The following is a 23,398-nucleotide window of genomic DNA, read 5'->3' as shown; positions in this document are numbered from 1 at the left end:
AATCCGTCACAAGATCCGCCGTCACAAGATCCGCCGTCAAGGAACCCGCTGTCACGAGACCTTCCACCCGGAATGGACCGCCACGATGCCGCCGGTCAGCGACCGGTGGCTCACGTGCCGGAAGCCCGCCGCCTCGATCATGCCGGCGAACCGGCCGGGGGAGGGGAACTTGCGGATGGATTCCACGAGGTAGCGATAGGAATCCGCGTCACCGGCCACGCGGGCGCCCAGCCGCGGGATCACGTGGAACGAGTAGGCGTCGTAGATCCGGTCGAGCACCGGCAGGTCGACCTTCGAGAATTCGAGGCAGAGGAAGCGGCCGCCCGGCTTGAGCACCCGGTGCGCCTCGGCCAGGGCCTTGTCGATCCGCGGCACGTTCCGGATGCCGAAGGCGATCGTGTAGGCGTCGAACCGTTCCGCGGGCAGCGGCAGGGCTTCGGCGTTGGCGGTCACGAAGTCGATCCGCCCCGGGAAGCGGTTTCCTGCGCGCTCGGCGCCGACCCGCAGCATGGCCTCGTTGATGTCGAGGACGGTGGCGTGCGTCCCGGGGCCGCCGGCCTCCAGGGCGCGGAAGGCGATGTCGGCGGTGCCGCCGGCGACGTCGAGGTGTCGGAAGGGCCGGTTGCGCGGCGGCCGCAGCATCGAGATCAGGTGCGACTTCCAGGCGCGATGCAGGCCACCCGACATCAGGTCGTTCATGAGGTCGTAGCGCTTCGCCACGGAGCGGAAGACGTCGTCGACGCGTCCCTGCTTCTCGTCGAGCGCGACGCTTTCGAAGCCGAAATCAGTGGTCTCGTCGGTGGCCATGGGCTTCTCCATGGCCGCCTCCATAGCGAAGCCGGGCCGAGAGTGCCATCAGGCGCGATCGCACAGACCGGTTTCTCCCGAACTACCCGAGTGCCCGGCCGACGGCCGTGGCCGGACGATACGGACCCAGGTGGCTCCACGTGATCCTGTCCTCGCCACTCTTCGCCCGCTCGAACAGGGCCGCTCGCGCCGTATCCGCCGCGACGGAGTCCGGATCGGCGCCCGCCCGGATCACCGTGGCCAGCGACAGGCCGAGGCGATCCAGGCCGAGGACTTTCTCGATCAATCCAACGAGCTTCTCGGGCGTCTTCTCCTGCTTCAGGACCGAGACGGTGTCGGGGTCGAGATGCAGGCGCGCGGCGATCGCGTCGATCCTGGCCGGGTCGTCCGGATGGGCCTTCAACTCCGTGAAGGCATCCCGGACCGCCGTCATGAAGTCCGATTGCGTCGCGCAGGCGTCGCGCTCGATACCCAACACCCGCCCGACGTGGTCGAGGATCGCGACCATCTCCTTCAGAGGATTCGGCCGGTTCACGCTGAACAGGGCGGCGCTGGCCTCGGCGTCGATGCTGCGCAGGCCGTGGTCCGCGGATGGCGACAGGAGGACGTTCCGGCCGGGATCCGGCTTTCCCGCCGGTGCCGATGCCGACGATTGCCGCAGGAGGGTGAGAGCCGTCAGCCCTGGACGCAGGGATGAGATCACGTCGATTCTGCCGGGTTGAGGTCGCGTCCGCCGAAATCGATGTCCGCGACCGTTGGCATCCTGACGCGTGAACCCGAAGGATTACCCAATTTCAGGTTGTGCGGCGCCGAAATGACGGCTCGCGCTCCGTCGCCGGAGCAACCGTTCCGGCATGGCCGGCGGCCTCCCCCATGCCCATCTGGAGGACTAGCGCTTCCGCACGCGATTAAGGATGTCATGCCCGAACTTCCCGAAGTCGAGACCGTCCGCCTCGGCCTCGCGCCGGCCCTGGTGGGCGCCCGCTTCAGCCGGGTGATCCTGCGACGCCCGAACCTGCGCTTCCCGTTTCCCGACCGCTTCGCCGAGCGCCTGGAGGGCCGCACCGTGACGGACCTCGCCCGCCGGGCGAAGTACCTCGTGGCCGGCCTCGAGTCCGGCGAGTCGCTGATCATGCACCTGGGCATGAGCGGCCGCTTCGACGTGGCCCTTCCGGACGGACGCAACCTCTCGCCCGGCGACTTCTACCTGGAGGGCGCGCAGGGCAACGCGAAGCACGACCACGTCGTCATGGCGATGTCGAGCGGGTCGACGGTGACCTACAACGACGTGCGGCGCTTCGGCTTCATGGACCTCGTGCCGACCGGGTCGCTGAGCACCTGCCGCCACTTCGCCGGCATGGGCATCGAGCCCCTGAGCGAGGCCCTCACGCCGGACGCCGTCGCGCGCCTGTTCCGCAACAGGATCACGCCGCTGAAGGCCGCGCTCCTCGACCAGCGCCTGATCGCCGGTCTGGGCAACATCTACGTCTGCGAGGCCCTGCACCGGGCGGGCCTGCATCCCGAGATGCGGGCCGGGCTCCTCGCCAAGCCCGATGGGACGCCGACCCCGAAGGCCCGGCGCCTCGCCAAGGTCATCGGCGAGGTGCTGACGGAAGCGGTGGCGGCCGGCGGCTCGACCCTGCGCGACTATGCCCGGACCGACGGCGCCAGCGGCGCCTTCCAGCACGCCTTTCGGGTCTATGACCGGGTCGGCCATGCGTGTGGGGCCAAGGGATGTACTGGCAAGATCGAGCGAATCGTCCAGTCCGGCCGGTCGACGTTCTTCTGCGCGACCTGCCAGGCCCACCCCGCAAAATAACGGGGTCCGAAGAAGGCCGGTCGTTTCGTTCCGAACATCGTCGGATGCGGCCCGTTAAAGCTGATTTGATGATTCGGTGCGAGGATGAGGTCCGAAGAACGACGACCCGGTTCTTCGGAAGACCTATCTTCAACCACACGACGAGAGCTTTCGGCCCGAGACAATCGGGCCGGTTCCGGCCCGCGGGAGGCGCCGGGTCGGCTCGGTCGGGTGCACCGGTCCGCGGGAATCCTGGGCACGCATGTACCCCCAAGCGAGCAACGAAGCCGACCGCCTCAAGGCCCTGCGGGACCTCGATCTCCTGGAGGCCGAACCGGAGCCGCATTTCGACGCCCTCTGCCGGACGGCGGCGGCCCTGTTCGGCATGCCGATCTCCTACGTCTCGCTGGTGGCGCAGGACCATCAGCGCTTCGTCGCCAAGTGCGGATTCGACCTCGACGGAACGGCGCGCGAGGGCGCGTTCTGCAATTATGCCATCCTGTCCGACGACGTGTTCGTCGTGGAAGACGCGCGGACCGATCCGCGCTTTCGGGACAGTCCGCTGGTCGTCGGGCCGCCGCACGTGCGCTTCTACGCCGGCGCGCCGCTCGTCACGCAGGTCGGCCTGCGCGTCGGCATCCTCTGCGTTCTCGACCGCGTGCCGCGCCGGTTCACGCCGGAGGATTGCGCCCGGCTGCAGGATCTCGCCTCCGTCGTCTGCGCCCAGTTGAGCCTCCACCGGGCCAAGGCGGAACTCCGCGAGCGCGAGGCCCATTACCGGCTGCTCGCCGAGAACAGCTCCGACATGGTGGTCTGGGCGACCCTCGACACCGTGCGCCGCTACGTCTCGCCCGCCTCCCGGACCCTCCTCGGCTACGAGGCGAAGGACCTGATCGGCACGAAGCCCCTGGATCAGGTCCATCCGGCCGATGCCGAGGCCTATGGCCGGCTGCTCGACGACCTCTGCCAGGGACGCGTGACCCGTGCGGTGGCGACCCAGCGCTATCGACGCAAGGACGGCAGCTGGATCTGGGTCGAGATCAACTTCAACCTCACCTACGACGACGAGGGTGCGCGGGCGACGGGCTACGTCGCGGCGGCGCGCGACATCAGCGCCCGCAAGGAGGCCGAGTTCCAGATCGCCCACATGGCCCGCCACGACGCGCTCACCGACCTGGCGAACCGGACGCTGTTCCACGAGCGTCTGGTCCAGGAACTCGCCGTGAGCCAGCGCCAAGGCGCCAGCTTCGCCGTGCTGTGCCTCGACCTCGACCGGTTCAAGTTCGTCAACGACACCCTCGGCCATCAGGCCGGCGACGCCCTGCTGCGCGCGGTGGCGGATCGCCTGCGCGCCCTGGTCCGGGCCGGGGACACCGTGGCCCGGATCGGCGGCGACGAATTCGTGATCATCCAGACCGGCCCGGTGGTGGGAAGCAGCATCCGCACCCTCGCCCAGCGGCTGATCGAGGTGGTGTCTCAGCCGATCGACCTCGACGGCACCAGCGTGACGGTGGGCGTCAGCGTCGGCGTCGCCGTGGCGCCGCAGGACGGGACGGATCCCGACCTCCTGTGCCGGCATGCCGACCTCGCCCTGTTCCGGGCCAAGGATGCCGGCCGGAACACCTTCCGGCTCTACGAGGCCGGCATGCGCTTCGGCCCGGCCTGACGGCGGATCACCAGCCGCGGACGTCCTCGCCCGTCGGCCGACGGCCCTGCGGCGTCAGCCCGTTGATCACCTGGGGCAGCGCCTGGGCCAGTTGCGCTAGCAGGTCGTCGCGGTTCAGGCCGGTGCGCTGCTCCAGGGCGTTCACCGTATCGGAGCCGAGGGCGTCGGCGAGGCGGTCCGGCGCCACCGGGCGGTTCTCGCCATGCCCGATCCAGGATTCGATGACGTCGCCGAGGCCGCCCCGTTGGAAGCGGTCGATCAGCCCGTCGAGGCCGCTCCGACCGTCCTGGGCCTCGTGGTCGAGCTGCGCGTAGGGGCCGGCGCCGGCGCTGCGGCCCTCCGGGGCCGAGGCACGGTCGCCCGGGCCGTCGAGCATGCCGGACAGGTCGCTGAAGTCACCCTCGCGGCCGGACCGGGGCGGTGCCTCGCCGCGGTCGTCACGGTCGTAGCCGCCGCCCTGGCCACAGTCCTGGCCGAAGCCGCCGATGTCACCGCCGTCGTCACCGCGCGGGGCGCGCGCCTCGCCGCGATGGCCGCCGCCGAGGAGATCGCCGAGGCCGCCGGCACCCTTCGACATGAGCAGCATGAGAAGCGCCTGGACGATCGGCGACATCGCGCCGCCGAGCATGCCGCCGCCCTGACCACCGCCCTGGCCGCCCCGCTCGGGCTCGCGCCCGCCGCCGAGCACCTGCCCGAGGACACCGCCGATGACTTGATCCAGCAGACCCATTGCGCTTCTCCCGTATGTCGCCTGAGGGCGGTGGTGAGAGAGCCGCGCCCGACCGCGTGGGATCGGGTCACGCCTCGAGACTCGTGTTTCGATGCACTTTCGTTCGACGAGCCGGCAACCGCGGCGTCGGAAAGCGCACTAGTCGCGGCGGGTTCCGCCGGTGGCCGCGCGATCCTTCGCCGGAAGGTGGTCGAGCGGATTGGTGCGCGCCCCCGACTTGGCGCCCGAGGCGGTGACGGCGGTCGTGGCCGAGATCGCCTTCGGCGGCGCGACCTGACCGGTGGGCCGCTCGGCGGCGCCGGCGGCGTTGTCGCGGCCCGGCAGCGTGCCGGGGGTCGGCTGATCGTTCGGATTAGCCACCGTCTGCGCGGTGGCCGGGCGCAGGCTCGCGGGGCCGACGAGCAGGCCGATGGCGCCCGAGAGGGCGAGGCCGGACAGGAACAGGGCGGTCACCGCGCCGCCGGCGCGCGGCCGGAAGACCGGACGGGACGAGCGCGACCTGGGAGACGGGATGCGGTCCACGGGACGGTCTCCGGGCACGAGGGGACGTCTGATCCCGAACCAAGCCCTGCCGCCGCCGATGGGTTCCGGCCCGCCCGCGGGTAAACCGCCGGCGGGCCCGCGCTCAGCCGCGCTTTCGACCGCCGCCACCCTTGTATTTCGGCTTCTGACCGCCGAGCCCCTGCGTCGAGCGGGCCTTCGGGCGCTCCTGCCAGACCGGCGCGCCGACGGGCACCTCGCGGTCGGTGCCCGGCCCCATATTGTCGAGGGTCGGCTTGGAGATGCGGCTCCGCTTGGCGCCGAAGCGCCCGGCCTCGCGCTCGACGTCGCCCTGGCGGGCCATGGGATCGTCGGAGACCAGCAGCTCGGTCGCCTGGAGGCGCTTGAGCTCGTCGCGCAGGCGGGCCGCTTCCTCGAAGTCGAGGTCGGCGGCGGCGGTGCGCATCCGCTTCTCCAGGTCGGCCATGACCGCCTTGAGGTTGTGGCCGATGGTGACGGCGTTCTTGGCGAGCCCCGTATCGACCTGGACGTGGTCGCGCTCGTAGACGCTGTCGAGGATGTCGGCGATGCCGCGCTTCACGCTCTGCGGGGTGATGCCGTGCTCTGCGTTGTAGGCCAATTGCTTCTGGCGCCGGCGCTCGGTCTCCGCCATCGCCCGCTCCATCGAACCGGTGATCTGGTCGGCGTAGAGGATGCAGCGGGCGTCCGCGTTGCGGGCCGCGCGGCCGATGGTCTGCACCAGCGAGGTCTCGGAGCGCAGGAAGCCCTCCTTGTCGGCGTCGAGGATCGCCACCAGGGCGCATTCCGGGATGTCGAGGCCCTCGCGCAGGAGGTTGATGCCGATCAGCACGTCGAAGGCGCCGAGCCGCAGGTCGCGAATGATCTCGATGCGCTCCAGGGTGTCGATGTCCGAGTGCATGTACCGCACGCGGACGCTGTTCTCGTGCAGGTACTCGGTCAGGTCCTCGGCCATGCGCTTGGTCAGCGTCGTCACCAGGGTGCGGTAGCCGGCCTGGGCGACCTCGCGCACCTCGCCGAGGAGGTCGTCGACCTGGGAGCGCGCCGGGCGCACCTCGATCACCGGGTCGACGAGGCCGGTCGGGCGGATGACCTGCTCGGCGAAGACGCCGCCGGTCTGCTCCATCTCCCACTTGGCGGGCGTCGCCGAGACGTGGATCGACTGCGGGCGCATCGCGTCCCACTCCTCGAACCGCAGGGGGCGGTTGTCGAGGCAGGAGGGCAGCCGGAAGCCGTACTCGGCGAGCGTCGCCTTGCGGCGGAAGTCGCCCTTGTACATGCCGCCGATCTGCGGAACCGTGACGTGGCTCTCGTCGGTGAAGACGAGGGCGTTGTCGGGCAGGTACTCGAACAGGGTCGGCGGCGGCTCGCCGGGCTTCCGGCCGGTGAGATAGCGCGAGTAGTTCTCGATGCCGTTGCAGGCGCCGGTGGCCTCGATCATCTCGATGTCGAAGGTGCAGCGCTGCTCGATGCGCTGCGCCTCGATCAGGCGTCCCATCTTCGTCAACTCGTCGACGCGCTGCTTCAGCTCGGTCTTGATGCCCTTGACCGCCTGCTGGAGGGTCGGGCGGGGCGTGACGTAGTGCGAGTTGGCGTAGACCTTCACGAACTTGAGGTCGTTGATCTTCTTGCCCGTGAGCGGATCGAACTCGGTGATCGACTCGATCTCGTCGCCGAACAGGCCGATGCGCCAGCCGCGATCGTCGAGGTGCGCGGGCCAGAGTTCGATGACGTCGCCGCGAACCCGGAAGGTGCCGCGGGCGAAGTCCGACTGGATGCGCTTGTACTGGAGCGCCACGAGGTCGGCGATGAGCTGACGCTGCTCGATCTTCTCCTCCAGCGACACCGTGAACGACATGGCGGTGTAGGTCTCCACCGAGCCGATGCCGTAAATGCACGAGACCGAGGCGACCAGGATGACGTCGTCGCGCTCCAGAAGGGCGCGGGTGGCGGCGTGGCGCATGCGGTCGATCTGCTCGTTGATCGAGGATTCCTTCTCGATGAAGGTGTCCGAGCGCGGCACGTAGGCTTCGGGCTGGTAGTAATCGTAGTAGGAGACGAAATACTCCACCGCGTTGTCGGGGAAGAAGCTCTTGAACTCCCCGTAGAGCTGCGCCGCGAGCGTCTTGTTCGGCGCCAGGATCAGGGCCGGGCGCTGGGTCTCGGCGATGACCTTCGCCATGGTGAAGGTCTTGCCGGAGCCGGTGACGCCGAGCAGAACCTGGTCGCGCTCGGCCTTCTTCACGCCATCCACGAGTTCGGCGATGGCGCGGGGCTGGTCGCCCGCCGGCTCGAACTCGGACTTCAGGGTGAAGGGGACGCCGCCCTCGGATTTCTTCGGCCGTTCGGGGCGGTGCGGCACCCAGGTCTGACCGTCCCGGAACAGCGGGTTGCCCTCGGTCAGCAGGCGCGAGAGCGCGTCCACCGTGGCCGACACGCCGTCCGTGGCCAGGGACGTCTCGCCGTCATCCGCCAATCCGGCCGGGTCGAGGGAGGCGGGGACCGGGCTGTCCTCCGGCGCGCGCAGGCCGAGGGCCTGGGCGAGGCGCGGATCGACATCGGCCGCCTCGCCATGGGCGAAGGTCGCCTGCGCGGCTTCGCCGAAGCCCATGCCGGACGTCTTGTCGGGGGCGGCCGGGCTCTTGCCGCGTCCGCGCGCCGGCTTCGGCTGTCCCGGACGCGCCGGGGTGGGCGGCTCGACCGGCGGCAGGCGATTCCGGTTCAGCGCCGGGCTGAGCAGCGCCGCCAGGTGCTCGTCGAGCGGCTGAAGCTCCGGCTTCGACGCCTTCGAGTTCGGCGTCCGGGGGCTCGACGCCTTCGCGCCGCCACCTCTGGCGCCCGACCCCTTAGTTTCCACTCCCTTGGATTCCGCGCCCTTGGAATTCCCGACGTTCCTGTTCAGAACCTCGGCCTCGGGAGCTGGGTCGGACGCGGCGCGTGGCTTCTTCGGAGTCGGCATGGTGCAAGTATGGTTTCTACCGGCCGCTTGGAAAAGGGTGCGCCCCGGCCGGATGTGGCGTTCGCTCCGATCCGCCCGGCCGAATGGCGCCACACGGGGCGATATATCGCGCCTCGCGACGCTGCCGGCGGTCCTGGCGATGGCGACGCGGCCGAGCGCGATCCTGGTCCTGTGCGATGACCTCGACCCCGGTCTCGAAGCGTTCGCAGGGCGCTTCATCCATGCGCCGATCTGTCTCGCGACCGGGAACCCGAATCTCGCGCGCGCCGCACCGGCCGGCGTGACCGTCGCGTGCGGCGACCTCGAAGACCGCCGCTGGCTGCGCGCGCTGGCCGTCGCGCAGGGACCGAGCCTGATCGTCGACCAGCGCGCCGGCTCGGACAGGGCGCTGGCCTGGGCCTTCGCCGTTCTCTTCCCGGTACTCGCCGAGGGAGGCGTCTACGCGATCCAGGGGCAGGGAGGGCCGTGGGACCGTCTCCGCATCTGGAACCGGTCGGCGCGGGCCCTCGACCGGCGGCTCGCGGCCGCGGGCGGATCGGCGCGTCGCCGGGACGGCGACCGGATCGCCGGCAAGCCGGAGGCCATGCCCCGACCGATCCGCCTGCGGCCAGCGGCCGAGATCCCGGCGCCCCCGGCCGTCGCCATCGAGGCGCCGAACTACCGTCGGGCGACGGCCGTGCTGGTCGGCGCCGCGCCCGGAATCGCGGATTTCGCGGCGCAGTTTTCCGGCTCCGAGGCCGTGCCCCCGGAGGCCCGCGTCTACCGCTTCCGGGAAGCGATCGTCTTCGGCATCGCCCTGGTGCAGGTGGGCGACGCCCTGGTGGCGGAAAGCCTGATCAATCGCGACCGCGGCGGATATCTCGGCGCCCTGTCGCTCGACGCCGACGGGACGGGCTCGGTTCACCATACCCTCCCGCGTCCCCGCCGGGTCACCGGCCGCACCGTGCATCTCTGGCAGCTATGGGCGGAGAATTACGGTCACTGGCTCATCGAGTGCCTGCCCCGGCTCCACGTGGCCGCTCGGGCCGGCCTGCTCGACGGCGCCAGGGTCACCGTCCAGGCCATCCCGTCGATGGAGGCGCTATACCGGGAGTCGCTCTCGGCCCTCGGCATCGGCGCGGACAGGATCGTCTGGCTGACGCAGCGAGAGGTCGTGTTCGAGGAGCTGGTCTATCCCACCCCGGTCACCGTGCAGCCCATCACCAAGTCGCCCCTCGTCATCGAAGCCGCGCGGGACCTGCGCGAACGGATCGGACCGCCCCCCGAGCCCTTGCCGGACCGCATCTACGTCAGCCGCAACCGCAACGCCCGGCGTCGGCTCGTCAACGAGGCGGAGGTGGTGGCTCTCCTGGCTGAGCGCGGCTACCGAACCGTCCATCCGGAGGCGGAGTCCTTCGCGCGACAGGTCCAGATCTTCGCCGCCGCCCGCCTCGTGATCGGCGGCATGGGGGCCGCCCTCAGCAACCTCGCCTTCTCCGAGCCCGGCGTGCGCTGCCTGATGCTCACCAACCGGGACATGCCCGACGATTTCTTCCTCGATCTCGCCGGCCTCGTGGGCGGGAGCTACGTCTCCATCCACGGCGACAGCGTCGCGCCGGAACTCGGCATGCAATCCGACTACACCATCCCGGTCGAGATCCTGCGCGAGACCCTCGACCGGCACGGCTTCTGAGCGGCGGCGCGGGCGAGAATCGCGCGCGCGTTCCTCGACACCGGGCCGAACGGAGCTAGGTTCCGGGCCAGACCGCTGCCGCATCCCCAGACCGGACGGACCGATGGACCCCGCGACGCCACCGAAACCCGAGCTCGACGCCGGCACCCTGGCCTTCGCCGCCCGGGTCTTCCAATACGCCCGCATGGGCCACGCGGAGGAGCTCGCGGAGCTGTTCGGGCAGGGTCTGCCGGCGAACCTGCGCAACGACAAGGGCGACAGCCTGCTGATGCTCGCGGCCTACAACGGGCAGATCGCGGCGACGCGGGTGATCCTCGAGCATGGCGGCGACCCCGAACTCGCCAACGACCGGGGCCAGACGCCGCTGGCCGGCGCCGCTTTCAAGGGCGACATGGACATCGCGGGCCTGCTCCTCGCCCGCGGAGCCGCGGTCGACGGCACCGGAAACGGCGCTCGAACCGCCTTGATGACCGCGGCGATGTTCAACCGCACCGAGATGGTCGCGCTGCTGCTCGCCCACGGGGCCGACCCCGATCTTCGGGATGGCGCCGGCCAGACCGCCGCCACCCTGGCGCAATCGATGGGGGCGGAAGACACGCCCGCGCAGCTCGCCGGAGCGCGACGCCCGGGCATGACGGGCTGAGCCGGAATCGTCCCATCCCGTGAAGTGATGCGGATCGCCCGGCCACGGGGCGACCGAGGTGAGGAATGCCCATGCCGAACACGTTCCGCCGCGGCCTCGCCGCGCTCCTCGTCGCCTGCCTGCCCGGCGCCGCCCGGGCGGCCGACGACTGGCCGATGTTCGGGCGCGACCACACCAACCAGCATTTCTCGCCGCTCACCGGGATCGACAGGGGCAACGTGAAGGCTCTGCGCCCGGCCTGGATCTTCCAGACCGGCATCACGGGCTATTTCCAGGCCGAGCCCGTGATGGTGGGCGGGACGCTCTACGTGTCGACCACCCAGAACCACGTCGCCGCCCTCGATGCGCGCAGCGGGCGCGTGCTGTGGACCTACACCCACAAGGCGCGCACGGAGAAGATCTTCGGGCCGCCCTCGAACCGGGGCGTCGCCGTCTCCGACGGCAAGGTCTTCGAGGCCACCATGGACGGGCGGGTGATCGCCCTCGACGCCGCCACCGGCAGGGTCCTGTGGGACCACGAGGCCGTGCGCCCGGAGGAGGGCGAGTCCGAGACCGCCTCGGCCCTGGCGGACAAGCTGGGGGCCGGCGCGGTCCAGGGGTCGAGCCGCCTCGGCTTCAAGATGCCGCCCCTCGTGGCCGACGGCCTCGTGATCGTCGGTGTGGCCGGCGCCGGCTACGGCCTTCATGTCGAGGACGCCAAGGGCGGCCTCGACGGCGGCGCGGTGGTGGGCATCGAGGGCGGCTACGGCCGCCGGGGCTGGCTCGCCGCCTACGACGCCGCCACCGGGGCGGAGCGCTGGCGCTGGTACGTCACCAAGGCCGACGGATGGGAGGGCGAGTTTTCCGCGACCACGCCCGACGGCGTGCCGCTGCACCGGGACATCGCCGCCGAGAAGGCCGCGGCCCCGGCCCATTCGGAGGCCTGGCGGGTGGGCGGCGGCTCGCTCTGGATGACGCCGGCCTACGACCGGGATCTCGGCCTGATCTACGTCGGCACCGGCAATCCGGCGCCGCAGAATTTCGGTCTCTCGCGGCCGGGCGACAACCTCTACACCATGAGCCTCGTCGCCCTCGACGTCCGCACGGGGCAGCTGCGCTGGCACTACCAGCAGGTGCCGCATGACGAGTGGGGCTACGACGTGGCGAGTCCGCCCTTCCTCCTCGACCAGCCGACGCCGCAGGGACCGGTCAAGGCCGTGGCGCAGGGCTCGAAGACCGGCTGGCTCTACGTCCACGATCGCAGCACGGGCAAGCTCCTGGCGAAGTCCGAGCCGCTGATCCGGCAGAAGAACCTCTACGCACCGCCGACCGAGGCCGGCACCGTGGTGAGCCCCGGCCCCCTCGGCGCGATCTCCTGGCACCCGGTGGCCTACGATTCCCGCGGCGGCACCGCCTATGCCCAGGTCCGCCACGGGGCCACCACCTACGTGGTGCGGACGGTTCCCGCATCGGGCGACCGCCCGGCGATCCGCTACACCGAGACCACCGAGGCCAAGGGCGAACCGAGCTTCAGCACCCTGACGGCGGTGGACCTCGCCAAGGGCGGGGCGATCAAGTGGACCGTGAAGGGCGGCAGCCGCCTCTCCGGCGGGACCCTGGACACGGCTTCGGGGCTCGTCTTCTCCGGGGAGGAGGACGGCCACCTCGACGCCCACGATGCCGAGACCGGCGCCGTGCTGTGGCGCTTCCAGTGCGGGGCCGGGATCGGCGGCCCGCCCATCACCTACGCGCTCGACGGCACGCAGTACGTGGCGGTGGCGGCGGGCGGCGCCTCCTTCACCAAGGGGTCGGGCTTCGGCACGGGCGATGCGCTGGTGGTGTTCGCCCTGCCGGATTGAGGATCTGGCCGCTGCGGGGTGGATGTGACATGACGGCGCGGGCGGCCCACGGCTTGCGTGCACCGTCCCAGCGCAGCCAGAGACCGCACCGTCCATGACGACCGACGCACCCGAACCGCGCCAGCCCGAGGACCGGGGGCCGCCGGTGGTCCGCACCATCGCGATGCCCGCCGACACCAACCCGGCGGGCGACATCTTCGGCGGATGGCTGATGGGGCAGATGGATCTCGCGGCCGGCAACATCGCCGCCCGCCGCTCCCGGGGCCGCTGCGCGACGATCTCGGTGGAGGCCATGACCTTCCACCGCCCCGTCATCGTCGGCGACGAGGTCAGCATCTATGCCTGGATCCTCCGCGTCGGCCGTACATCCATGCGCATCCAGGTCGAGGTCTGGCGCCGCGAGCGCGAGGGCGAGGAGACCATGAAGGTGACGGAAGGCCTGTTCACCTTCGTGGCGATCGGACCGGATCGGCGGCCCCGGGCGATTCCGCCGGAGAGCGAGACCACCGGGGCGTGAAGCCCCCCGGTCCCACGCGCCGGGCACTCGTCGGCGGGGCGTTCTGCCTCGCGGCGGGCCCCGCTTCGGCCGCAGCGGCGTCGTGGTCGGCCGACAGCCTGCAGGCGGCCGCCGCCCGCACGGGCGTGGCATACGGCTCGGCCGTGAACGGGACGACCCTCCGGCAGGACCCGGCCTACGGGCAGGCGCTCGCGCGCGAGGCCGGCATCCTCGTGTCCGAGAACGCGATGAAGCTGACCTATGCCTGGCGCGCCCCGGACTCCCTGGATTTCACCCATGCGGACGAGGTCGTGGCCTTCGCGGACGGCAACCGCCAGCGCATGCGCGGCCACACCCTGGTCTGGCACGAGGGCCTGCCGGCCTGGGTCGCGGCACGGCTCGCGGCCGGCGAGGGCGAGGCCTTCCTGCGCCGCTGGATCGGCGCCATGGCGGGGCGCTATCGCGGCCGGATCGAGGCCTGGGATGTCGTCAACGAGATCTGCGGTCCCCAGGACGGGCGGGCGGACGGGCTGCGGCGCACGCCCTGGCTCGAGGCGCTCGGCCCCGGCTACGTCGATCTCGCGTTCCGCATCCAGCACGCGGTCGCACCGGGTGCGGCCGGGGTCTGGAACGAGAACGACCTCGAGCTCGACGCGGACTGGATCGACGCCCGCCGCGCCATGGTGCTGCGGACCCTCGAGGGGATGCGGCGGCGCGGCGTGCCGATCCGCCGCCTCGGCCTGCAGGGCCATCTCTACGCCAAGCACCCGCTGAACCAGGACAAGCTCCGCCGTTTCCTGAAGGAGGTCGCCGGCCTGGGTTTAGCCATCGAGGTCACGGAGTTTGACGTCAACGACCGGACCTATCCGGCCGAGCTCGGCGCCCGCGACCGGGCGGTGTCCGACCTCGCCCGCCGCTTCCTCGACGTGGTGCTGGACGAGGCGGCCGTGCTCAACGTCCTCACCTGGGACATCACCAACCGCAACACCTGGCTGAACACCAACCCGGAACGCCGGCGCGCCGACGGCCTGACCCAGCGCGCCCTGCCGCTCGACGAGCGTCTGGCGCGCACGCCGCTCTGGTCGGCGATGCACCGGGCCTTCTCGGAGGCGCCGGACCACCGCAGGGCACGGGAGGCCCTGCGCGGCGCCTGACCCGCTAGCGCGCGATCATCCGTGCCTGCTGCGGCCGGTCGCCGGCATTCTGGCGCAGGAACGCCGCCATCTCGGCGAGTTCGGGCGCCTTGGCGCGGAAGGTCACGGACAGCGCCAGCAGCGTGTCGGCATGGTCGAGGCCGGCATAGATCCGCTCCTGCACCGGCACGCGGACGGCGCGCAGGCGGGCGGCGAGGTTGCGGGTGTTGGACGGCGTCACCGTGGTGTCGCCGTCGCCGGAGGCGAGGAAGGCCGGCGGCGAGTGCGGACCCGCGAAGGTGATCGGCTGGGTCGCGGCCTTGTCGGGAGCCTCGCCGAAGAGTTCGGTGGCGGTTCCGGCATCGAGGGGCAGGAAGTCGTAGGGGCCGGACAGGCCGGCCACCGCGCGGATCACCCGCGGGTCGACGCCCGCCCGGCGCAGGTAGGCGGGGTTCAGCCCGAGCATCACCGCGTTGTAGGCGCCCGCCGAGTGCCCGGCGAGGACGATCCGGCTCGGGTCGCCGCCATAGGCGGCGATGTTGCGCTCGACCCAGGCGACGGCCTGCGCGCCGTCGTCGAGGAAGTCGGGGAAGCGCACTTCCGGGTAAAGCCGGTAATCCGGCAGCACCGTCACGAAACCCTGGGCGGCCAGGGCCTGGCCGACGAAGGCGTAATCTTCCTTGGAGCCGTTCTTCCAGGAGCCGCCGTAGAAGAACACCAGCACGGGCGCCCCGGTGGGGCCGGCCACGGGGGTGAAGACGTCGAGCCGCTGGCGTGGATGCGCGCCGAAGGCCGCGTCCTTCAGGCTGAGCCGTCCGCCCTGGTCTCGGGGACCGATCGCATCGAAGAAGGCGAGGGGCGAGCAGGCCGTGATGCCGAGCGCGACGAGCGCGAGTCCGGCGAGGCTGGCAAGGACGGTGAGAACCCGGTTCATACATCTCTCAGTTGGGGCGCGTCCCCCCTGTGACAGGGCTGGCGCGGCGGATTCATGGCGTTCCGGGCCGTCGCGCCGCGACCCCGAGGTCGTCGCGATCCGATGTCGCGGTCAGGTTCTCAGAACGAGGCAGGCGCCGCCGACCTGCCGGATCTTTCCGCAGAGCCCGTCGGCGGCCTCGCGGCTCTGGGCCGGGATGCGGACGCGGTAGAAGGCACGCGTGCCGCGGCTGCGCAGGCGGGTTCCGATGATCATCGGGCGAACATCGCCGATGACGCTTGTGTAGAGCTTCCGTGTCCGCGCGAAGCTCTGCAGGGCCAGGGACTTCGAGAAGTTTCCGGCGAGCTGGATTCCCCAGGGCGCCGCCGGTCCCTCGTTGCCGCCGAGGGCGAAGCGGTCGCCGCGCGACGGGATCCGCAGGGCCGCCGTCACCTTCAGGCAGCTCGTCTCTGTCCCGGTCTTTGCCTCGGAACCCTTGGTTTCGGAACTCGCGGTTTCGGAACTCTTGGTTTCGGAACTCTTGGTTTCGGAACTCTTGGCCGCCGAATCCTTCGCCTTCGGCTCGTCGCTCTCCGGCATCTCGACCGCGGCGCCGGGGCGCCACGCTTCGGCGGGCGAGCCGGTGATCGCCAGCACGTAGTTGCGGGTCTCCGCCGGCAGGCCCCCGGTCCCCGCGAGCCAGGCCGAGACCCGCCCCGGCCCGCCGTTATAGGCCGCCGCCGCGAGGCCCAGATTGCCGAATTGCCGGTTGAGGTCGGCGAGGAGGTGGGCCGCGTGCGGGATCGCCTGCTCGGGGTCGAACGGGTCGGTCAGCCCACGCTCGCGGGCCGTGCCGGGCATGAACTGCGCCACCCCCTGCGCGCCCACGGGGCTCACCGCGCCGACCCGAAAGGCGCTCTCGCGCCAGATCAGCCGCGTCAGGAACGGCACGGGCAGGCCGCGCGCCTTGGCCGAGCCCTCGATGAGGCGGCACAGGGCCTGCTCGACCGTCTCGGTCGCACCCTCGCCGGCGGCATCGGCCGGCCGGGCCGCCAGTGGGAGAACGAGGAGCAGGGCGAGGAGGGCTGCGGGGAGGCGGCGGAGGAACCAGGTCACCGGCGGGTTGTAGAGCGTGCGCGGCGCCGATCAATTACAAAGGGCGGCGACCGCGGCCGATCCGCGTTCGCCGATCCGGGATGCCCACGCTATAACGGAGGGGGCGACGACCTCCGCCGCGCTTCAGAACAGGCCTCGATGCCCGAAACGCTCCTCGACGTTCAGGACCTGTCGGTCGCCTTCCGCTCGCGGGAGCGCGAGACCCGCGCCGTGGACCGTGTCAGCTTCACGATCACGGCCGGCGAGACCCTGGCCCTCGTCGGGGAATCCGGCTCGGGCAAATCGGTCACCGCCCTCTCGATCCTTCGGCTCCTCGACGGCAGCGCCTACCATCCCGGCGGCCGCATCCTGTTCAAGGGCGAGGAGCTGCTGAGCCTGCCGGAGAAGCGGCTCCGCGGCATCCGCGGCGCCGACATCACCATGGTGTTCCAGGAGCCGATGACCTCGCTGAACCCGCTGCACGCGATCCAGCGGCAGATCGGCGAGGTGCTGGAGGTGCATCGCGGCCTGTCGGGCCGCAAGGCGCGGGCGCGCATCCTCGAACTCCTCGAGCTCGTCGGCCTGCGCGATGCCGAGCGCCGGCTCAACGCCTACCCGCACGAGCTCTCGGGCGGGCAGCGCCAGCGCGTGATGATCGCCATGGCGCTCGCCTGCGAGCCCGACCTGCTGGTGGCCGACGAGCCGACCACCGCCCTCGACGTGACCGTGCAGGCGCAGATCCTGACCCTGCTGGCGGACCTGCAGAAGCGCCTCGGCATGGCGATGCTGTTCATCACCCACGACCTCGGCATCGTGCAGCGCATCGCCGACGACGTCTGCGTCATGCTCGCCGGCCGCATCGTCGAGGCCGGCCCCGTGGCGGAGGTCTTCGCCCGTCCGCAGCACGACTACACCCGGCGCCTCCTCGCCTCGGAGCCGAAGGGCCGGGCCAACCCGGTGCCGGCGGACGCCGCGCCCCTGCTGGAAGCCGGCCCCCTCAAGGTCTGGTTCCCGATCCGGGAGGGACTGCTGCGCCGGACTACGAGCCACGTGAAGGCGGTGGACGGCGTCTCCCTGCGCGTCCGGGCCGGCGAGACCGTCGGAATCGTCGGCGAATCCGGCTCGGGCAAGACCACCCTCGGCCTGGCGCTCCTGCGCCTGACCGGCTGCGAGGGTCCGATCGTCTTCCTCGGCCGCTCCATCGCGGGCCTGCCGCCCGCCGCCATGCGCCCGGTCCGCCGCGACATGCAGGTGGTCTTCCAGGACCCCTACGGCTCGCTCTCGCCCCGCATGACGGTGGCCGACATCGTCGCCGAGGGGCTCGTGGTCCAGGGCGTGGTGAAGACGCGGGCCGAGCGCCAGGCGGTCGTCGCCAAGGCGCTCACCGATGTCGGGCTCGATCCGGCGACCATGAACCGTTACCCGCACGAATTCTCCGGCGGCCAGCGCCAGCGCATCGCCATCGCCCGCGCCATCGTGCTCAAGCCGAAATTCGTCGTCCTCGACGAGCCGACCTCGGCCCTCGACCGTTCGGTCCAGGCGCAGATCGTCACCCTCCTGCGCGACCTCCAGCGCGAGCGCGGCCTCGCCTACCTCTTCATCAGCCACGACCTCAAGGTGGTGCGGGCGCTCGCGAATTACGTGCTGGTGATGCAGAACGGCCACGTGGTCGAGGAGGGTCCGGCCGAGGCGATCTTCGCCGCGCCCAAGACCGCCTACACCCAAGCGCTCTTCGCCGCCGCCTTCGATCTTCAGAGCGACGCCGTCGCCGACCCGATCCCGGCCTGAGGGACGCCCGATGGCCCGCGCCTTCCTCATCGTGCTCGATTCCGTCGGCATCGGCGGCGCCCCGGACGCCGACCGCTACGGCGATGCCGGGTCCGACACGGTCGGGCACATCGCCCGCGCCTGCGCCGAGGGGCGCGGGGACCGGGCGGGTCTGCGCGCGGGGCCCCTGGCCCTTCCGAACCTGACCCGCCTCGGCCTCGGACTCGCCGCGAAGGGCGCGACCGGTGCGGTGCCGCCGGGTCTCGACCTCTCCGGTGACCCCGCGGGCGCCTACGGCCACGCGGTCGAGACCGCCGCCGGCAAGGACACGCCCTCGGGCCACTGGGAGATCACCGGCCTTCCGGTCCGCGACCCCTGGGGCTACTTTCCCGTCGCGGTCCCGACCTTCCCGGCCGCCCTGACCGAGGCGCTGATCGCGCAGGCCGGCCTGCCGGGCATCCTCGGCGATTGCCACGCCGCCGGCGTCGCGATCATCGAAGGCCTGGGCGCCGAGCACGTCCGGACGGGCAAGCCGATCTGCTACACCTCCGCCGACAGCGTCTTCCAGATCGCGGCGCACGAGGACGGCTTCGGGCTGGAGCGCCTCTACGCCACCTGCCGGATCGCCCGCGAGCTCTGCGATCCCTACCGGGTCGGCCGCGTCATCGCCCGGCCCTTCGTCGGAAGCGCCGTGGAGGGGTTCCGGCGCACCGCCAACCGCAAGGACTACGCCGTCGAGCCGCCCGGCCGGACCCTGCTGGACGTGCTGGACGCGGCGGGCCGGAGCATCGTCAGCGTGGGCAAGATCGGCGACATCTACGCCCACCGGGCGACGGGGCGGGAGATCAAGCCCGGCGGCAACGCCGCCTGCCTCGACGCGGCGCTGGCGGCGTTCGCGGCGCTGCCGGAGGGTGGGCTCGTCTTCCTCAACCTGGTGGATTTCGACACCGAGTACGGCCACCGCCGCGACGTGCCGGGCTACGCCGCCGAACTCGAACGCTTCGATGCGCGCCTGCCCGAGATCCACCGCGTCCTTCGCCCCGGCGACCTCTGCATCATCACCGCGGACCACGGCAACGACCCGACCTGGGGCGGGACCGAGCATACCCGCGAGCAGGTTCCCGTGCTGTCCTTCGGGCCGGGAATCGCGCCCGGATCGGTCGGGCGGCGCGAGAGCTTCGCCGATATCGGCGCGACCCTGGCGCATCATCTCGGGACGACCCGACTGGATGCGGGAACATCCTGGCTCCGACGCACGATTGGGAGACCATCATGAGGGACGAGGACGACCGCGCTCCCGGGCAGACGATCGCGCACCGGGTCGGCGAACCGCTCGACACGTTGTCCGTCGAAGATCTCGAGGAGCGGATCGCGCTGCTGCGCTCCGAGGTGGAACGTCTGGAGGCGGCACGCCTCGCCAAGAAGGCGGCGCTCGAACGCGCAAGCTCGCTGTTCCGCCTGTGAACCACCTGTGGCCGAAGGATTTGTGACGAATGTCCCTCTTTCAGGAAGGATTCTTCAACCTCCCCCAAATGGGGGATGAAGGGCCGCCGCCCGCAGGCTTCACTGTCGCCTGGAACCATGAGCGAGGGCGGTCATGCTTGAAAAGTGGACGAGGGCGCCGTGGATGCGCCGGCGGCTTGCGCGGCATGTTCAGCGCGGCACGAGCGATCGGGTGATCGCGTGCCTGATCAATCCCGCGGCGGCGGCCCAGCCGAGCCCGATCCTGAACGACGCAGGGCCGTCGGACGCGCGTCGCACGGGCGAGATTAGCGCGGGCGAGATTCCTGCAGGCGAGATCCGGCAGGCCGCCATCAGCGCCGATCCGTCCACCCGCTACGATCTCTCGAACGTCATCCTGTTCCGCGCCCTGGCCTTCGATCGGGCCGGCGGTCGCGACGCCCGGTGACCGCGGGCGATCACCGGACCAGACTGAACCCCGAGATCAGCCGGGCCAGATCGACCTGACGGGTCACGCCGGTCTTGGCGAAGATCGCCTTGACCTGACTTCGGATCGTCCCCTCGCCGACGCTCTGTTGCGCCGCGAGGAGCGAGATCGTGGCGCCGTCGGCGATGCCGCGCGCGATTCGCGCCTCGGCGGCGGTGAGGTCGAACAATCCGGCGAGAAGCTCGGTGCCTGGGACCGGACGCGGCAGGACCGGTGCGGCGACCATCAGCAGCGTACCGCCGCCGAAGACATCCTGGGCCAGTCCGCGCATCGGCAGCAGGTGCAGGACCATCGCGGGGTCGTCCTCGCCGGCCGGGATGGGAATCGACCGCGCCGTCTGCGCCCGCCGTCCCGCGAGCACGTCCGCCAGCAGCGCATCCGCTCCCGGATGGGCGAGGGTCACCCGCTCGCGGTGGTCCCGCACCACCCGTGGGACGAGGTTGGCGAAGCCCGCGTTGCGGTCGTGCAGTCGCCCGTGGGCACCCATCACGGCGGCGGGCAGGCCCATCACCTCCAGGGCGCTCACGGCCGCCCGCGCCCGCTCGAGCTTCAGCCGGGCCGAGACCAGGGCCGCCCGCCCCAGATGCGGCCGCAGGGTGTCGAGCACCCGGGTCGCCGCATGGGGCACCGGCCCGTCGACGTAGCGCCGCTCGACGCTGAAGATCAGCGTGTCACCGGTGGTGAGCGGGCAGGCGGTGGCGACGCCCCAGCCCAGGCCGCGCGGACGCAGGAACTGCTGGATCAGAACGTCCTGCTCCAGTTCCGCCTGCGTGTAGACGTCCTGCTCGCGGATGAAGCCGGCATGCCGGGCGCCGAGGAGCCGCGCGGAGCGCTGCCCGGCGCCGCTCCAGCCGCCGGCGGCGAAATCCGCCATGACCTGATCGAGCGATGCGGAGTTGATCCACCGGTGCGACTCGAGGTCCGCCGCGATCAGCACCGTGCCCTGGGCACCGGCGATCCCGGCGAGCCGGTCGAGCACCGCCGGCCACAGCTCGGGCAGGACGGCGGCCTCGTAGATGAGGTCCGTCAGGGACTCGAAGTCGTCCTGTCCCGATCGATCCGGCACGGCCCCCTGCATCCACATGTGTCTGAATCGTAAACACCATGCGGTCAAAGCTCGGCTTGCGGCAAGCCGCGTCACCGGCAAAATCCCGTGATCCGACCATGGGATAACGGAAACCGGGGGCGAAACGGAACCACCCGGCATCCGGAGGGCTCGAAAGCCGCGCCCTTCGTGGTAGGGGAGGGGATCAGGGGGAACCTTGAGCCCATCCGACCGGTCATGTCGATTCGGAGCGGGGGCGGGGAGTTTGGCGTGCGGCACTGGCGCGAAGGACCGGGCGACCGGCGAAGCTACCACCACGGCAACCTCAAGGAGGCGCTGATCGAGGCTGCGCGCCGCTTCATCGCCGAGCGCGGGATCGGCGGCTTCACGCTGGTGGATGCCGCGCGCCTCGTCGGCGTCACGCCCGCCGCCCTCTACCGCCACTTCCGCGGCCGGGAAGCGCTCCTCGAAGAGGTGGCGGGCCGCGGTTTTGCCGATCTGGCCGAGCGCCTCGCCCGGGCCCTGGGCGCGAAGGGCACGCCCCTGGAGCGTTTCACCCGGATGGGGGAGGCCTACCTCGCCTTCGCCGAGGAGGAGCCGGGCTACTACGCGGCGATCTTCGAGACTCGCGGCCTCGCCGCCGCCGTCCCCAACGAGGTCGCGTCCGCCCGGCCGAGCCCGTTCGATCTCCTCGTCGAGGCGCTGCAATCGACGTTTCCCGAGGGGTTCGGCGGCGCCCCGCCGCGCTTCATCGCCCTGGAGGTCTGGGCCCTCGCGCACGGCCTCGCGACCCTCTCGGCCTCCGGGCACCTGCCGAAGGCGGCCGGCATGCCGGACAAGTACGAACTCCTGCGGGCCGGCGTCCTCGCCCTCGTCCACGGTGCGGCGGCCGGCAACCGGTCCCGCGAATAAGGACATCCGGCGCCGGACCGCCCCTTGAAAGCGCGCGAGACCATCCGCAAGTGAATGTCGTTCACATTTACATTGGAGCCGTGAGCCGTGAGCTTCTCTTCCTCCCCCTTCACCACCGGGAAGGTCTGCCGTAGCGGCCCCTTCCCCAAGCGATCCCTGGAAATCGGCGCGATCGTCGTCGCCTTCGTCTACTGGTGGCCCCTGGCCGCCGCCTACGTCGCCTGGAAGGTGGCGGGGTATCCCGCGCTCGGCGAGCTGCGGGGCCTGGCCGGCCGCGGCCTCTCGTGGAACGCGGGCGCCACGCGCTCGCGCTTCGCCGCCGCGTTCGAGGCCGCCAATGGCGGAAGCACGGGCAACCGTGCCTTCGACGACTATCGCCGGAGCGAGATCGAGCGCCTCGACGCCCAGCGCCGCGCGCTGCAGGAGGAGAGCCGCGCCTTCGCCGAGTTCGTCGAGGAGCTGAAGCGGGCCAAGGACCGCGAGCAGTTCGACGCCTTCATGCAGAAGCGCCGCAGCGCGGACGCGACCCGCTCGGTCTGACGCGCGGATTCAGATCCCCGCAACGCGAGGGCTTCCGGCGCAGGTCGGGGGCCCTTTTTCGTGGACGATGGCGGATCGGACACCCTCGCTCGCGCTGGCGCGATGCTCTAGGAACGGTCCCGGTCTTGCCTCGGGTTCTCCGCGCCCCGGCGGAGCCCGGCCCCAGACCACCCCGGCCTCATACCCCGGCCGCTTGGAGATCAGCGATGCAGGCAGCCGCCGCGACCGTCCGGGTGGTGGATCACCCCCTCGTGCAGCACAAGCTGACCCTGCTGCGCCAGCGCGAGCGCTCGACCAAGGGCTTCCGCCAGATCCTCAACGAGATCGGCATGCTGCTGGCCTACGAGGTCACCCGCGACCTGCCCCTCGAATCCGTGACGATCGAGACGCCGATCCAGTCGATGGAGGCGCCCCAGATCGCCGGCAAGAAGCTCGTGCTGGCGCCGATCCTGCGCGCCGGCGTCGGTTTCCTCGACGGCATGCTGTCCCTGGTGCCCTCGGCCCGGGTGGCGCATGTGGGGCTCTACCGCGATCCCGAGACGCTGGAGGCGGTGGAGTACTACTTCAAGGCCCCCTCGGACCTCATCGACCGGACGGTGTTGGTCCTCGACCCGATGCTCGCCACGGCGAACTCGGCGGTGGCGGCCATCAACCTCCTCAAGCAGCGCGGGGCGCAGGACCTGCGCTTCGTCTGCCTGCTCGCCGCTCCGGAGGGAATCGCCCGCCTCCAGGCGGCCCATCCCGACGTGCCGGTCTGGACGGCCGCCATCGACAGCCATCTCAACGACCACGGCTACATCGTGCCGGGCCTCGGCGATGCCGGCGACCGGATGTACGGCACCCGCTGAGGACCGGAACCGCGCGACCTTGCCAAGCGCGGCTCCAGCGGCACATGACGGGGCTCCGAGGAGGAGACC

Annotated in this window: 22 protein-coding genes; 14 read left to right on the top strand and 8 right to left on the bottom strand. The window is 71.3% G+C overall.

From position 1 onward, the window contains the following. Positions 1–51: 51 nt before the first annotated feature. Both ubiE and ACLBWX_RS05330 read right to left on the bottom strand, forming a co-directional pair. A complete protein-coding gene (gene ubiE, locus ACLBWX_RS05335; protein ID WP_447676064.1) occupies positions 52–807 on the bottom strand; it encodes a bifunctional demethylmenaquinone methyltransferase/2-methoxy-6-polyprenyl-1,4-benzoquinol methylase UbiE in 756 nt (251 codons plus the stop codon). Positions 808–889: 82 nt separating this feature from the next. After that, positions 890–1,510 carry a hypothetical protein gene (locus ACLBWX_RS05330; protein WP_447676033.1) on the bottom strand — a complete coding sequence of 207 codons (621 nt, stop codon included), beginning with the start codon at positions 1,508–1,510 and terminating at the stop codon, positions 890–892. Between the two features lie 216 nt (positions 1,511–1,726). Between ACLBWX_RS05330 and mutM the strand changes: the two genes are divergently transcribed. Together mutM and ACLBWX_RS05320 are read left to right on the top strand one after the other, a co-directional pair. After that, entirely contained in the window at positions 1,727–2,626 is a 900-nt protein-coding gene (gene mutM, locus ACLBWX_RS05325) for a bifunctional DNA-formamidopyrimidine glycosylase/DNA-(apurinic or apyrimidinic site) lyase (RefSeq protein WP_447676032.1), read from the top strand. Positions 2,627–2,867: 241 nt separating this feature from the next. Continuing rightward, complete coding sequence (locus tag ACLBWX_RS05320; RefSeq protein ID WP_447676031.1) at positions 2,868–4,271, top strand: diguanylate cyclase domain-containing protein; 1,404 nt, start codon at positions 2,868–2,870, stop codon at positions 4,269–4,271. A 7-nt stretch (positions 4,272–4,278) separates the two neighbouring features. Here ACLBWX_RS05320 and ACLBWX_RS05315 read toward each other — a convergent pair whose 3' ends face one another. The 3 genes from ACLBWX_RS05315 to uvrB all read right to left on the bottom strand — a co-directional run bounded on the left by ACLBWX_RS05315 (position 4,279) and on the right by uvrB (position 8,479). After that, positions 4,279–5,001 carry a YidB family protein gene (locus tag ACLBWX_RS05315; protein WP_447676030.1) on the bottom strand — a complete coding sequence of 241 codons (723 nt, stop codon included), beginning with the start codon at positions 4,999–5,001 and terminating at the stop codon, positions 4,279–4,281. 138 nt (positions 5,002–5,139) lie between these two features. Beyond that, complete coding sequence (locus tag ACLBWX_RS05310) at positions 5,140–5,523, bottom strand: hypothetical protein (protein WP_447676029.1); 384 nt, start codon at positions 5,521–5,523, stop codon at positions 5,140–5,142. A 103-nt stretch (positions 5,524–5,626) separates the two neighbouring features. Beyond that, on the bottom strand, positions 5,627–8,479 hold the full coding sequence (gene uvrB, locus ACLBWX_RS05305) for an excinuclease ABC subunit UvrB (protein ID WP_447676028.1): 2,853 nt from the start codon (positions 8,477–8,479) through the stop codon (positions 5,627–5,629). Between the two features lie 139 nt (positions 8,480–8,618). Here uvrB and ACLBWX_RS05300 point away from each other — a divergent pair, with 139 nt between their 5' ends. The 5 genes from ACLBWX_RS05300 to ACLBWX_RS05280 all read left to right on the top strand — a co-directional run bounded on the left by ACLBWX_RS05300 (position 8,619) and on the right by ACLBWX_RS05280 (position 14,282). Then, complete coding sequence (locus ACLBWX_RS05300; RefSeq protein WP_447676027.1) at positions 8,619–10,151, top strand: glycosyltransferase family 61 protein; 1,533 nt, start codon at positions 8,619–8,621, stop codon at positions 10,149–10,151. 103 nt (positions 10,152–10,254) lie between these two features. Then, positions 10,255–10,794, top strand: coding sequence for an ankyrin repeat domain-containing protein (locus ACLBWX_RS05295; protein ID WP_447676026.1), 540 nt, complete (start codon positions 10,255–10,257; stop codon positions 10,792–10,794). A 71-nt stretch (positions 10,795–10,865) separates the two neighbouring features. Next, positions 10,866–12,632: an outer membrane protein assembly factor BamB family protein gene (locus tag ACLBWX_RS05290; RefSeq protein ID WP_447676025.1), complete on the top strand. Its 1,767-nt coding sequence runs from the start codon at positions 10,866–10,868 to the stop codon at positions 12,630–12,632. A 94-nt stretch (positions 12,633–12,726) separates the two neighbouring features. After that, positions 12,727–13,149, top strand: coding sequence for an acyl-CoA thioesterase (locus ACLBWX_RS05285; RefSeq protein ID WP_447676024.1), 423 nt, complete (start codon positions 12,727–12,729; stop codon positions 13,147–13,149). Continuing rightward, positions 13,146–14,282, top strand: coding sequence for an endo-1,4-beta-xylanase (locus ACLBWX_RS05280; protein WP_447676023.1), 1,137 nt, complete (start codon positions 13,146–13,148; stop codon positions 14,280–14,282). Before ACLBWX_RS05285 ends, ACLBWX_RS05280 begins: the two co-directional genes overlap by 4 nt. A 4-nt stretch (positions 14,283–14,286) precedes the next feature. Here ACLBWX_RS05280 and ACLBWX_RS05275 read toward each other — a convergent pair whose 3' ends face one another. Both ACLBWX_RS05275 and ACLBWX_RS05270 read right to left on the bottom strand, forming a co-directional pair. After that, positions 14,287–15,195: an alpha/beta hydrolase gene (locus ACLBWX_RS05275; protein ID WP_447676022.1), complete on the bottom strand. Its 909-nt coding sequence runs from the start codon at positions 15,193–15,195 to the stop codon at positions 14,287–14,289. A gap of 111 nt (positions 15,196–15,306) precedes the next feature. Then, on the bottom strand, positions 15,307–16,290 hold the full coding sequence (locus ACLBWX_RS05270) for a lytic transglycosylase domain-containing protein (RefSeq protein WP_447676021.1): 984 nt from the start codon (positions 16,288–16,290) through the stop codon (positions 15,307–15,309). A 138-nt stretch (positions 16,291–16,428) separates the two neighbouring features. Between ACLBWX_RS05270 and ACLBWX_RS05265 the strand changes: the two genes are divergently transcribed. From ACLBWX_RS05265 to ACLBWX_RS05250, 4 genes are all read left to right on the top strand, one after another. Continuing rightward, entirely contained in the window at positions 16,429–18,057 is a 1,629-nt protein-coding gene (locus tag ACLBWX_RS05265) for an ABC transporter ATP-binding protein (RefSeq protein ID WP_447676020.1), read from the top strand. Positions 18,058–18,067: 10 nt separating this feature from the next. Further along, positions 18,068–19,312 (top strand): phosphopentomutase, encoded by a 1,245-nt coding sequence (locus ACLBWX_RS05260; protein ID WP_447676019.1) that lies wholly within the window; start codon positions 18,068–18,070, stop codon positions 19,310–19,312. Then, on the top strand, positions 19,309–19,500 hold the full coding sequence (locus ACLBWX_RS05255; RefSeq protein ID WP_447676018.1) for a DUF1192 family protein: 192 nt from the start codon (positions 19,309–19,311) through the stop codon (positions 19,498–19,500). The genes ACLBWX_RS05260 and ACLBWX_RS05255 overlap by 4 nt, the downstream gene beginning before the upstream one ends. 211 nt (positions 19,501–19,711) lie before the next feature. Continuing rightward, positions 19,712–19,945, top strand: a complete 234-nt coding sequence (locus ACLBWX_RS05250; protein ID WP_447676017.1) for a hypothetical protein — start codon at positions 19,712–19,714, stop codon at positions 19,943–19,945. 10 nt (positions 19,946–19,955) lie between these two features. Here the strand turns inward: ACLBWX_RS05250 and ACLBWX_RS05245 are convergent, their stop codons facing one another. After that, positions 19,956–21,050, bottom strand: coding sequence for a helix-turn-helix transcriptional regulator (locus tag ACLBWX_RS05245; protein ID WP_447676016.1), 1,095 nt, complete (start codon positions 21,048–21,050; stop codon positions 19,956–19,958). Positions 21,051–21,299: 249 nt separating this feature from the next. Between ACLBWX_RS05245 and ACLBWX_RS05240 the strand changes: the two genes are divergently transcribed. The 3 genes from ACLBWX_RS05240 to upp all read left to right on the top strand — a co-directional run bounded on the left by ACLBWX_RS05240 (position 21,300) and on the right by upp (position 23,329). Next, positions 21,300–21,941: a TetR/AcrR family transcriptional regulator gene (locus ACLBWX_RS05240; RefSeq protein ID WP_447676015.1), complete on the top strand. Its 642-nt coding sequence runs from the start codon at positions 21,300–21,302 to the stop codon at positions 21,939–21,941. Positions 21,942–22,028: 87 nt separating this feature from the next. Continuing rightward, a complete protein-coding gene (locus tag ACLBWX_RS05235) occupies positions 22,029–22,481 on the top strand; it encodes a DUF2852 domain-containing protein (RefSeq protein ID WP_447676014.1) in 453 nt (150 codons plus the stop codon). A 206-nt stretch (positions 22,482–22,687) separates the two neighbouring features. Then, on the top strand, positions 22,688–23,329 hold the full coding sequence (gene upp / locus ACLBWX_RS05230) for a uracil phosphoribosyltransferase (RefSeq protein ID WP_447676013.1): 642 nt from the start codon (positions 22,688–22,690) through the stop codon (positions 23,327–23,329). Positions 23,330–23,398 lie beyond the last annotated feature (69 nt).

It is taken from the genome of Methylobacterium sp. M6A4_1b, assembly GCF_053345175.1.
Note: the sequence above shows the minus strand (reverse complement) of the source record. Positions and strands in the feature narration are given on the sequence as shown.

What these genes read in the sequence shown, in the direction of transcription:
- ubiE (WP_447676064.1), bottom strand. Translation starts at nt 807, where the DNA reads ATGGCCACCGACGAGACCACTGATTTCGGCTTCGAAAGCGTCGCGCTC.
- mutM (WP_447676032.1), top strand. Translation starts at nt 1,727, where the DNA reads ATGCCCGAACTTCCCGAAGTCGAGACCGTCCGCCTCGGCCTCGCGCCG.
- ACLBWX_RS05320 (WP_447676031.1), top strand. Translation starts at nt 2,868, where the DNA reads ATGTACCCCCAAGCGAGCAACGAAGCCGACCGCCTCAAGGCCCTGCGG.
- ACLBWX_RS05315 (WP_447676030.1), bottom strand. Translation starts at nt 5,001, where the DNA reads ATGGGTCTGCTGGATCAAGTCATCGGCGGTGTCCTCGGGCAGGTGCTC.
- uvrB (WP_447676028.1), bottom strand. Translation starts at nt 8,479, where the DNA reads ATGCCGACTCCGAAGAAGCCACGCGCCGCGTCCGACCCAGCTCCCGAG.
- ACLBWX_RS05300 (WP_447676027.1), top strand. Translation starts at nt 8,619, where the DNA reads ATGGCGACGCGGCCGAGCGCGATCCTGGTCCTGTGCGATGACCTCGAC.
- ACLBWX_RS05295 (WP_447676026.1), top strand. Translation starts at nt 10,255, where the DNA reads ATGGACCCCGCGACGCCACCGAAACCCGAGCTCGACGCCGGCACCCTG.
- ACLBWX_RS05290 (WP_447676025.1), top strand. Translation starts at nt 10,866, where the DNA reads ATGCCGAACACGTTCCGCCGCGGCCTCGCCGCGCTCCTCGTCGCCTGC.
- ACLBWX_RS05285 (WP_447676024.1), top strand. Translation starts at nt 12,727, where the DNA reads ATGACGACCGACGCACCCGAACCGCGCCAGCCCGAGGACCGGGGGCCG.
- ACLBWX_RS05275 (WP_447676022.1), bottom strand. Translation starts at nt 15,195, where the DNA reads ATGAACCGGGTTCTCACCGTCCTTGCCAGCCTCGCCGGACTCGCGCTC.
- ACLBWX_RS05265 (WP_447676020.1), top strand. Translation starts at nt 16,429, where the DNA reads ATGCCCGAAACGCTCCTCGACGTTCAGGACCTGTCGGTCGCCTTCCGC.
- ACLBWX_RS05260 (WP_447676019.1), top strand. Translation starts at nt 18,068, where the DNA reads ATGGCCCGCGCCTTCCTCATCGTGCTCGATTCCGTCGGCATCGGCGGC.
- ACLBWX_RS05255 (WP_447676018.1), top strand. Translation starts at nt 19,309, where the DNA reads ATGAGGGACGAGGACGACCGCGCTCCCGGGCAGACGATCGCGCACCGG.
- upp (WP_447676013.1), top strand. Translation starts at nt 22,688, where the DNA reads ATGCAGGCAGCCGCCGCGACCGTCCGGGTGGTGGATCACCCCCTCGTG.